This is a genomic window from Blautia sp. MSJ-36 (assembly GCF_018917985.1).
Lineage (GTDB): Bacteria > Bacillota > Clostridia > Lachnospirales > Lachnospiraceae > Blautia_A.
The window spans coordinates 28,975-39,973 of sequence record NZ_JAHLPQ010000014.1; the positions used below are offsets into that span (position 1 = coordinate 28,975).

A 10,999-nucleotide genomic window follows, 5' to 3' on the forward strand; every position below is an offset into this window, starting at 1 on the left:
CACATGTGTTTTTATTATTTTCTCAATCCTTATTTGAACTCTCCTGTTGATTCAGGGAATAAAATCTTTACACCTTTTGCAATTCCAGCTGTCTTTCCTGGGGCAACTGGAATCTGCGTGCCATCTGCTTTCTGATACGTCCAGTTCACCTTGTCCTCATTCCGAATTCCCCAAAGTGCCGGGTTCTTCGGGTTCTGAACCACAGAACCGACTACGGTATCCATATCAAAATCATCATAAACATGATGATGCAACAGCTTCGTATTCTGATTTAACAGTACCCGGTTCTTCCCAATGATGATTTTATTTGGTACCTGTACTGTCTTTCCGCAGTTCCAACAGGTATGTGCCACACCCTTTGCTTCCAGATCCTCATCATAGAAAAGCTGAGCACCGCAGGAACACTGTAACATTCCACTCATCATGTTAGAGAATAACGTCATCCATTCCGGCTCCGTAATACGCTTGCTCGGCTCATTCAGTCCGACTGTAAATGCTCTGGTAAACATCTGACGCAATTTCTCCGGATACAGCGGCCAGTAAATCGTTGCATTATCATGGATTCCTTTCACCGGTCTGTTCGTCTTATTATTCGGATCAAAGATAAATACCGGATCTGTGCCATACAGCTTCACTCTGGCTGCCATATCCATGCAACGGATACTCGCTTCCAGCTTTCCTTCCAGTGGATGATTCACCATAAAAAGATAGAACAACAGCACAGAAAGTGAATATCGGTCTGTATCTTTGGATGGGCGTTTCTCACCTCTTACAATCTCCGGAGACATAAATCCCGGTGTCCCAAGAACTCCACCTGGCTTACTGTTATCAAAGGATACGTTATCATTATCACAAATCAGTACATTTCCATTATCCGGATTAAAGAATAAGTTTCCAAAAGAAATATCCTGATACTTTGCACCCATTGCGTGTAATTTCTGATAGCCTCTGGTCAGATTAAAAGCAGTTCTGCACAACGTATAAAAAGACGGATTCACACGTTTCTTCATCAGATCCACGATACTCTTATAATTCTTTGGTCGAAGAGGCATGATATAACCATACAGATCACTTTTCGCTGGCACAATCAACTCCATAGGCCAGAGAAAACTTTCATCTGGTGAACCTTTGGCAATGATTGTTTCCAGAATCTTTTTCTGACGCTCAGTAGCACTGCCCTTAAAGTACCATTTCAGTGCATAATGATTACCTCTACATTTCACATCATAGACTTCTCCCTGCCCACCGGCTCCCAGGAGACTGACTACCTCATATTTGTTTCCACTCTCTGAAGTGAGAATTGTTCCATTTTTTAATTGTCCTTCCATTATGGTATCTGCCTCCTTTGTTTTATCAACTGCAATACCTGATTTACTACACTTCCATCCGCCACGATCATGCAATAGGATTTATTTCCAAACTGCATCTCGCAGGCATTGCTGTATGGAGTAATTGCGGTCAGATAACGATAGGTCTTGTCAAATCCCCATTCCGTTGCCTGAAACACAATCCTCTGATTCGTTATGTATAAGATTCCCCGGTGCTGTACAAGTTCTGTATGCTCTACCGTTCTTCCTCTTCCGGAACTCCATCTGGTTCCCTCAAATAATCCCGGGGCACTTCCTCCCACATGACGGAACTCTTTCACTGTTTTCTGCTCCATATTGATTGCCTTATCAATAAAGTGAATCTTTTCTCCACGTTTCAGGAACAGTTTGTCTGTGTTTAAAATTGGAAGTCTGCCTGCAATGATCTCCTGTCTCGCTGCATCCGGCAAAATCGTTGTCACCGTAGGAATCTGGTTTCGATTTCCAAATAGTGCATCAAAAAGTCCCATCCTCTCACCTCTTTACTCAGTCAATATACCGTAAATCTTCTCTTTCATTGTCGCATAGCAGGCGACATACTGAAACTTATGTTATACCAGCTGATATTTAAATTTGTTCTTCCTTGCGTATTCTTCTGCATAAGACCCAAAAGAACATTGAATAATAAACTGTTTATCTGTATTGGTAAATGCGTCCTGCCCGATTTGTTTTACACTGTCCGGAATCACAATAAAATCTAAGGAACTACAGCAAAAAAATGCCCGTTCACCGATAGCTCCCAGTTTTTCATGTAATTCGACTTTTTTTAGTTTCGTACAGCCTTCAAACATACGATCCGGGATTCTTCCAATATTCTCCGGAATCGTTACATGCTCTATTGACTGACAATCTGCCACCAGTCCATCGCCTAACCAGAACACACTCTTCGGAATCTCGATAGTCCGCAGACCTGTTCCTTTCAATGCGCCATCCCCAATCGTCTTTAATGCCATAGGCAATGAGATTGATTTGAGACTACTGCAATTTGCAAAAGCTGAATCTTCAATCTCTTCAATACTGATTGGCAATACCACCTGATGCAATTTGTTACAGCATGAAAAAGCATTTCGTCCAATGTACGCTATTCCTTCTGTCAGAATGGCTTCCTCTGTTGAAGAATTGCTGAAGCTGTCATCTGCAATCTCCACTACCGGTGTATTCCCGGATCTGTTCTGGAAAATAATCGTTTTGTTCTTATCACCACGAAATCCAGTCACAGCAAGTCCTTTACCCCTTCGGCTTTTCTCATATGTAAAAAGATCCCCATACGATTTTCCTGAAGATGACTGTTCTCCCTGAATCGCCGGTCCGCTTCCCTGCTTCTGAATGGAAATGTCACAGGCTTTTCCAAGTACTTTTCCTCCATAACAAGAACACCACACCGATACAATCCAGTCCGCATTGACACGGCTCATGCCAAAATCATCCATAAGCTGCTTCACATAGCGGAAAGCAAAGGTATTATTGATATGGGATGCGCTCTGAATATCCTGTGCAATTCCCATGTTATATGCCATCAACAGTAAATTGACATTCTTCGCCTGATCTGGAAATAAGTCTTTTACCAATGCAGTAAATTTCTTTCTATCATCCAAAGATGCCTGGTGCTGCCTCAGCATCTCTTCAAAATCCTGTTCAAAAATAACTCATCACCTTCTTGTCTGCTATTGTACTGTGTTCAAATCTTATTCTACACCAAGTGCTTTAAATACTGCTTCTTCTGCGGAAGAATAGAAAATCAGACTAAATGCTCCAACCAGATCCGATGGCACAGTTCCCAGATCTCCTGCGGAAGTAATTGGCAGTAAGACTTTCTTTGCTCCACTGTCCAGACATACCTGCAAGGTACTTGCCAGCTCATCTACTTTAATTAAAGTACCACCTATACTAATCTCACCAAGAATCGCAAGGCTGTTCAACGGTGTCTTTCCTAATGCTGCAGAACAGATTGCAATCAATGTCGGTAGTGCCAGATTTCCAGTCATTCCAATGCCCTGCATGTCCTGATAATTGATAATATAGTCCTTTGTAGTGGTACTGATCTGACCGGAAATACGATTTCCATTGGCTTTCAGGTAATTAAATGCTGTGTTTGTTGCCTCTTTCGGTTCTTTTCCTGATCCAATACCAGTACAGGTCAGTTTTCCATTACCAGGCATCATCTGTGTTTCCAACATATAGCAACCGATCATTCCTGTCTTTGATTTGGAAACGGTATATACAGAGCCTGGTTTTCCCATGCCTTCCGGGATCAGCTTGCCGCCGCCCTGCTCTGGAACGGAAACGTAATGCTCTTCAAAGCTGTCGTTATCTGTATAAGAGAAGTTTACATCATAGAACTCCATGCCTCCGATCTTCTTCAGCTGCTCTTTTACTCTGCGGCGAAGTTCCAGGGAAATCTCCACAATCTCACGTAATTCTTCTTTTGTTACCTCTCCATCTGGATACAGCAGTTTTGTAAATCCGGAAATCATCTTGCGGACTGCAATGGTATCACGCTGATTCAGGTTGTTTCCAAGTCGGAAATACTTGTCCATCAGATCACTGTAGCTGTCCTTACGCAACTCACGCATAAATTCAGATAGATAATCTGTAATAAATCCATAATCATTGGTGAAAGAATCCGGTCTGTATTTTGGAATCTCCCAGCCTGGAATATAGCAATGCATACGATCCAGGAATGCGGTGTCAGTTCCCATTTCCGGTGGGAATGGATCAAATAAACTGGAAGTCTTCAGAAGGGTATCTACGCTCTGGTTGATATTTCCTACGAACACCATAGAAGCCTTTGCCTGAATCTCTGCCTTTCCTCGTGAAAATGCTCCAGATGCCATGTATCCTTTCATGATCTGGATACCATCTTTATCCTTGAATTTAATGCCGGCAACCTCATCAAAAGCCACACAATCCCACATACCTACAAGACCTACCGTATGGTTAGACATGTTGTAAAAAAGATTAGCAACCGTTGTCTGTCCTCCGGCAACCAGAATACTGTTCGGAGAAATCTGCTCATATATGTAAGATTTACCAGTAGAACGTGGACCTAATTCGCAAAGGTTGAAGTTATTCTCTACCAACGGAATCATACGTGCAATCAACAGCCATTTTGCTCTCTCACTGAAACTTTCCGGCTCCAATCCTGTCGAACGAAGCAGGACATCCATCCATTCATCCTTGGTAAATGCTTTTCTTCCATTTCTCACTTCATCCATATCCACATGTGGCATCTGGATCGGTGTCAATTTACGGATACGGATTGGCTGCGTATTTTTCTTATCTTCTTCAATAAATTCGTACTCCATCTGCAGAATACACCAGATACCGCCACAGAGCAGACGATCATAATCTTTCACATAATCCGGATGAATCGGAATCCCTTTCACACCCAGATTAGAGAATGTCGCTTCATAACGGTCTTCCTTTGTATTCAATACAACCGTGATACGGTCAATTACTGTATAGCTGCCTCTTTCACGCAAAAGAGAGAGAATCTTCTGTGCCTCATCCGGACGCACATAGTTATCTCTCAAAATACGCTTTACGTTCTCTACACCTTCTTCAATGATCTCTTCATCATCGGAATTACAGTACTGTCCAAGAAGATATTCCAGTACATAAACTGGAACATTAGCTCCTTCACGGATGGACTTTGTTAAATCCTTGCGAACGATGCGACCATCATAGTATTGACGGAGTTTTTGCTTTATTTCTTCTCGCTTGTCTTCTGTTTCATTTAATCCATCTGATTTAATATTTTCCATTTCTATCCCCTATTCTTTATATCTCTTCTTCGTCTCTTAGATAAACATTCTCAATATTGGTTGAACCACATATTGGACATTTATTTACATTTGCAATAATCGCATCATAATCTCTTGATAAACAATTTTTGCAAAAGATATAATCTTTCATAGAAGTTCCTTTTCTCTTTCCATCTATTTGTCGCTGAATTTCTATTTTGGATGGATTATTACCTAAAATAAAATCAGGTAATAGAAAAATTGATGTTTTCAATTTTAACCACCCATCATCTATTTCCATTTCTTTATAATCGTATTCTAAATATATAAACAAAACATACCTACGTTCTCGTTCTTTTTCCCATTTTGAATCTTTGACTGATAATATCCAATATTGTAATATTTCCTCTAAAAATTTCTTTTTGTCTTGATTTGACATTTTAAACTTGTCGATAACATCCATCAAAAAGTTCAATTCCTGCTTTGCTGCATCCCGATCATATAAAACATCAAATGCAATTACCTGTGACAGAAATGGTCTTGTTGTTCTTAACGGCAAACTTGCATCAGCATTATCTTTTCTTTTTAAATGGTGTATACCTATTGGAGCTAAAAGCTCCACCAATCGATCTCCTTTATATCCATATACACACTTACCATAATCCTCCTGCATATCTGGATTATCATATGATTTACTAAATGAAGAAACATAATATGTTCTTGTCGCTGTAAAATCAATATCTTTGGCCCAATTCACCTTAATCCATGATGAATCTTCAAATAACTCCGGAATAACCTTTTGTTCTCTCTCATCATTAAGATCTTGTGTCTTTCGCATCCAAATCTCATGGTTTTTTATAGATTCTCGCGCAACGTCCTCTGATATATACTTACAAATATAGTCCTCATTATAGTTATTTCTCGATTTCAATATAAAGTTACTTAATTGTGTCATAAGAACACCTTTTAAAGGTCTTACAACTGGAGACTGCTTATTTAATTCAATAAGTCTTGCTTCTAATGCGAAAAGTTTCTTCAGCTCATCTCGTTCAAATTTCCATATTCCATCTCTTAAATTTCCGTGCATATAACTTATATCGTTTAACAAATTGACATATGCATTAGTTATTGTATCAATCTCTTCTGCTGTTTTTGAAAGATTCATACTATCCTCTACTACAGAAATCAATTGTTCTGAGAAACTCTTGTTTTTTTCTACCGTAAATTTTAGATACGAAAAATAATACAATTTAAGTTGCAGCATTAATCCTTGTTCATATGCCGCAATACCGATTCCTTCTTTTTCATTAATAACTTCAGACATATAAGCCATATTTTTTTGCAATCTAGCTGTTTCACCAACCAACTCATATAAATATGCTTTCAACGCATTTATATTTGACATTGCTCCGTAAAGATAAAGTGTATTGATTATGGATACTTCATATTCAGTTACTCTATACAATCCTAAATAGGAGCGCTGATTCAAATCATAATCACTGATCCATGAAAGCAATCTTTCTTTCGTAATATAACTCGGATTATCACGAAATTCTTCTGTTGCATTCAATACTCTATCCAATACATATTCTCTAGCATTATCTGGCCATTTTTCTGGTTTCTCAGCATACTTAACTTCCATAAAATTCACCTCTTTTGTATTCTAAAAATAGCCCTTTAAGCCTCAATATAGAAAACGCAGCATTGTATATTTCCGATTTTCATTATTAAATACTATTTTCATCATATACCAACGTCGATCCATACACATATTTATTTTTTACTCGTAATTTTTTCTCTTTATCCTTGCTTGTTATATTTTCTTTTTCCAGTTCATTTAATAAGTCAGACTTCAAAACATATACTTTTCCACATGTTTTACAATATTTTCCTGTCATTTGAACGCTGTGTATTTGATTTCGAATCATATACTGCAATAATATTTTCTCGGAATATTCCAATTTTTCATCGCACACTATGCACTTTGAGTTTTGTCCCTTTGTTTCCCATAAGTACACATCATTGTATTCTTCAATGCATGATAGCATGTCTTCTGTTTTATTCTGTTCCAAATACTGTAGCAATTTTTCTCGATTTTTTTCAACTGTGAAAATACACGTTATCAAAATGCTGTCCAAATTATTAAATACTTCCTGGTATGTCCACTTTATACACATATGTGCATTCATATTTCTCATTTGATAAGTACGTGCAATGTGAATCAGCACACTTTTTGAATCGTAATCTTCAAGCTTCTTATTCAAGGATATTTTCTTGGATACTATATTTAAAGATTCTAATACACTATAAAATCCTCTTTTTTCGTGAACAATCTTTTCAAATTTCTCTTTATCAACACAGAACAAAATTTTCTTGAGTAACGCTTCGACATGTAGGCTATTTCCGATATATTCGCAGATTTCTTTCAACGAATTAGAATCATTAAATATATTTTTCAATGTATCATATTGATCATCAATGCCCATAAGTTCTCTTACATCAACTTTACTCTGTAAAATATTTAAAAAAAGTTTAACCTCTTCAGTTTTATTTTCACTTCCATAATAACTTCTCAGTTCGTCTGTAATCTTTTCTACCAGTATATTTGATTGTAGTGCTATTGGTTTATGGTTCTCTTCATCTTTCCGAACATGGTTATTCTTTTGAACACCCGTTATTTCAGATGCAACAATGCTCATTAGTCCTAACTTTTCACACATGTCTATCTGAAACACGGCTTCTTTTCCGGAATCAAAGCAAACGCTAATTTTCCCATTACTGCTCCCTGTAATTCTTCCTTTTCCGTATTTTTTATGAATAACTTTTGTCCCTATTTTTTGATAAAGCCTTTGCTTTTCCGAATCTTTCATCAAGTCACCCTTGCTTATATTTGCTCTGTTAAACTTTGTTCACTCTTGTTTCGACAATAATTGTTTCGCTTTTTTCTTTGATACGTTGATAATAATGTCTTCTCCTACTTGTGGCTACTAGCTTCGGCAAAACAATAGCAGGATTTCGTTCCATATAATCTTCACGGCATTCTTTTACAAATTCCATAAATCCTGGATAATTCTGAAGTGCTTTCATATCTTTTTTCTTGGCAATATACTCTAATTTTCCTGATTGTATATTGTAAATTTTCCCGCTCCAAATTTCCAATTTATATTTTCCATCCAAAGAATGTCCATGTGGAACAGAAGGCAAATTATCATTATCACCCTTGTGAAATTCCCAGTACATCTTTTTTACCGGAACATTAGGGCGAAGCATTGTATAATGATTTCTTTTTCTGACATATCTTGTTTTCATCACATATGCTTCCTTTACTTAAAATCCAAAGTCATCCACAAATGCAATATCAATCATAAATTCATATTGCTGCAGAATATTCTTCTCATCATTCGCATCTGCCAGTACCAGATAGTACTTATCACCATACTTATATTCTCTGGACTTCAATGTAAATTTCTCATGGAATGTTCTCTTTTCTGGTGCATCTTCCCGGCTGTTTGCAACAATCGGTACGTCAAAAGATATCTTCTCGCCATCTTCTGTCGTAAAATATGCCACCAGACTTCTTGCCTTCATGGTATCAGTTACTTTTTCTGTCTGTATAAAATCAAAGTAAGTAATCAGGTTCGTTACTTTTCGGTTCACAGAGGTCAGAATCACATCCACATAATCGTAAGCAACAGCTCTGGTATTCGTTGTCAATTCAACTACAGGAATCAGCATCTCCTGAAGAGAAGAACCACCATGCACATAGTTCTGTCCACCGCCGGCTACCTTGAAAATATCTGCTCCGATCGGTGTCGTCACATATAAATTATTCATATATGCCATCAATCTGGACTTCATTCCCGGTTCGTTTACCTTCTGTGTTGTAAGTAGGAACCTTTTATTGGAATATGCACAGATTTCCCGGTCATAGGATACTTTATCAAATTCATGCAGCTTGTCTCTCTTATACAGGAAACCATGATCTGCTGTAATAAAGAATTTCGGTGCTGATATATAGCTGGTCAGTTTCTTGATCAGCTTATGAATCTCTTCGATTGCTTCTGAACACGCTGTAAATACCTCATTTTCACTGACAGGCTTATCGCCACGAGCATCCACCTGATTGTGATAAATATATACAATATTCTTTTTCTGCAACAATTCACGGATCTTCTCTTTATTGGCACTTACCACTTCATCAAAAGCTAATGCAACATTACTTTCATTCTGTGTTTTTAAGATCTTGTCTCTGGATGTCAGATCACCGCAACTCTGTCCGTCTACTGTGACATTCAACTTATCATCTACTTGTAATTCCTTATGGGGTAAAAGACTTGCCATGCCCACTGATGTTACAGACGGCAGTCCACTGATCATACACTCCAGCTTCGGTGTACACTTCTCATCCAGTTCCAATCGTTCCATCAATTCCTTTGCACACTCATACCGGAATGCATCAGAAATAATAACGATAACACGGTTCTTTCCTTCATAAGCCTTCAGATAATTCCGATAAAAGTCTTCTTGACGTTTTAATCCGGTATCCGCCATCAGATTATCTGTCAATTTCTGATTCCATTTCGGTGTTACTTTCTGCAGATAAGTAAAGGAATACATATTCTCAATCCGTTCTCTTACCTTCGAAAATCTCTCCGCATCTTCGATACAATCATAGGCACTGTAAAACCATCTATAATAAGAATCAACCAAATATGTCTGTTTCTGATACTCAGCCACCATAGCCTTGATATCACTGGTCATTTCCAAAACAGATACCGCCTTCATCATCTGGTAAGCATATTTGATTGCCTGATATTCATTTTTATATACATTTCCAAAATGGCAGGGCTTTGCTGTCCGCTGCTCTGCAATCTGTGCAAGATTCATGCCATCAATCTGAGCATCCAGGATCTCATCATTCAACTGATCCAGTGCCCAGTCAATTAAGATATTATCCAGTTCCCGAAAAGCATCGCAATTTGCAATATCCAGAAGCTGTGCAGACTGATCTTTTGATTTGTCAGCATCTTTTTTCAGTTCATCCCGGATTCTACTCACCACTCGTAACGTCTTGTCCACTTTTTCTGATAATACATCATACGCATCCTGATAAAGTACATTGTCCATGAGATTCCGAACAAATACAACCACATCATTCTTCTTTTTCAATACATAAGATTTCAAAACAGTCGGTAATGTATCTTTCAACGCTACTGATGCATAAGTCAAGAGCATACATGCTGCCAGATCATCTACGTTCGAATTTTCAGACTGATATCCGAAATATTTCTCACATAATTCCCAGAACTTTTCTAAAAGTCCGTTATCCTCAAGTGCTTTCATGTATGCTTCACTGTCGTTTAATAACAACTGCCTTGTAATTTCTTCAAAATTTGGCGTCTTCACATCTGTAAGCACGGCAATAAGACCAATATCAATGGTTTCCACATTGAAATGGTCTATGCCGAGCTCTTTAAATTTCTCAATACGATTCTTGTTTTTCCAGAAGTTGTTGTACTGTGCCAGATGTTCTTTAAATCGGTTATCAATTCCAATCTCCTGCGACATTTGGGATACTCGGTCCGTGTAGTACGGAACCGAGTAATAATACATATCAGCTAATGGATTTTCTGCATCACTTGGTTTTGGAAATGGTGCATATACAAGATACTTGCTCTCTGTATCTGATTCATTTAATAACCATTTGGAATAAAACCAGTTCGCTCCATCCAAAATATGTAATTTTGCATTATCCAACTGTAATTCAGATACTTCGTCTTCATATTCTCCTTTATCATCATACCAGAATATAATACGAGTTTCTTCCCTGGAAAACTCTGTATTCAACTGATCTTGTATATTTAATAAATCCATCTATGTTTTCCCACT

Annotated in this window: 8 protein-coding genes; all 8 read right to left on the reverse strand. The window is 37.9% G+C overall.

Going from position 1 to position 10,999, the window contains the following annotated elements; all coding sequences use genetic code 11:
* Positions 1-29: 29 nt before the first annotated feature.
* On the reverse strand, positions 30-1,328 hold the full coding sequence (locus KQI39_RS10860) for a serine/threonine-protein kinase (protein WP_216418322.1): 1,299 nt from the start codon (positions 1,326-1,328) through the stop codon (positions 30-32).
* Positions 1,328-1,837 carry a hypothetical protein gene (locus tag KQI39_RS10865; RefSeq protein ID WP_118330225.1) on the reverse strand — a complete coding sequence of 170 codons (510 nt, stop codon included), beginning with the start codon at positions 1,835-1,837 and terminating at the stop codon, positions 1,328-1,330. The genes KQI39_RS10860 and KQI39_RS10865 overlap by 1 nt, the downstream gene beginning before the upstream one ends.
* Positions 1,838-1,918: 81 nt before the next feature.
* Entirely contained in the window at positions 1,919-2,986 is a 1,068-nt protein-coding gene (locus KQI39_RS10870) for a leucine-rich repeat domain-containing protein (RefSeq protein ID WP_216418324.1), read from the reverse strand.
* A gap of 66 nt (positions 2,987-3,052) precedes the next feature.
* Entirely contained in the window at positions 3,053-5,131 is a 2,079-nt protein-coding gene (gene brxL, locus KQI39_RS10875; RefSeq protein ID WP_216418326.1) for a protease Lon-related BREX system protein BrxL, read from the reverse strand.
* Between the two features lie 16 nt (positions 5,132-5,147).
* The gene (locus tag KQI39_RS10880; protein ID WP_216418328.1) at positions 5,148-6,752 is read right to left on the reverse strand and encodes a hypothetical protein; all 1,605 of its coding nucleotides are present in this window, start codon (positions 6,750-6,752) and stop codon (positions 5,148-5,150) included.
* An 85-nt stretch (positions 6,753-6,837) separates the two neighbouring features.
* Complete coding sequence (locus KQI39_RS10885) at positions 6,838-7,980, reverse strand: hypothetical protein (protein ID WP_216418330.1); 1,143 nt, start codon at positions 7,978-7,980, stop codon at positions 6,838-6,840.
* Between the two features lie 28 nt (positions 7,981-8,008).
* The gene (locus tag KQI39_RS10890) at positions 8,009-8,419 is read right to left on the reverse strand and encodes a hypothetical protein (protein ID WP_216418332.1); all 411 of its coding nucleotides are present in this window, start codon (positions 8,417-8,419) and stop codon (positions 8,009-8,011) included.
* A gap of 18 nt (positions 8,420-8,437) precedes the next feature.
* A complete protein-coding gene (gene pglZ / locus KQI39_RS10895) occupies positions 8,438-10,984 on the reverse strand; it encodes a BREX-1 system phosphatase PglZ type A (RefSeq protein ID WP_216418334.1) in 2,547 nt (848 codons plus the stop codon).
* Between the last annotated feature and the right edge of the window lie 15 nt (positions 10,985-10,999).

Excerpts from the sequence above, each read along its gene's own strand:
- KQI39_RS10865 (WP_118330225.1), bottom strand. The coding sequence starts at position 1,837 with ATGGGACTTTTTGATGCACTATTTGGAAATCGAAACCAGATTCCTACG.
- pglZ (WP_216418334.1), bottom strand. The coding sequence starts at position 10,984 with ATGGATTTATTAAATATACAAGATCAGTTGAATACAGAGTTTTCCAGG.
- brxL (WP_216418326.1), bottom strand. The coding sequence starts at position 5,131 with ATGGAAAATATTAAATCAGATGGATTAAATGAAACAGAAGACAAGCGA.
- KQI39_RS10890 (WP_216418332.1), bottom strand. The coding sequence starts at position 8,419 with ATGAAAACAAGATATGTCAGAAAAAGAAATCATTATACAATGCTTCGC.
- KQI39_RS10880 (WP_216418328.1), bottom strand. The coding sequence starts at position 6,752 with ATGGAAGTTAAGTATGCTGAGAAACCAGAAAAATGGCCAGATAATGCT.
- KQI39_RS10870 (WP_216418324.1), bottom strand. The coding sequence starts at position 2,986 with ATGCTGAGGCAGCACCAGGCATCTTTGGATGATAGAAAGAAATTTACT.
- KQI39_RS10885 (WP_216418330.1), bottom strand. The coding sequence starts at position 7,980 with ATGAAAGATTCGGAAAAGCAAAGGCTTTATCAAAAAATAGGGACAAAA.
- KQI39_RS10860 (WP_216418322.1), bottom strand. The coding sequence starts at position 1,328 with ATGGAAGGACAATTAAAAAATGGAACAATTCTCACTTCAGAGAGTGGA.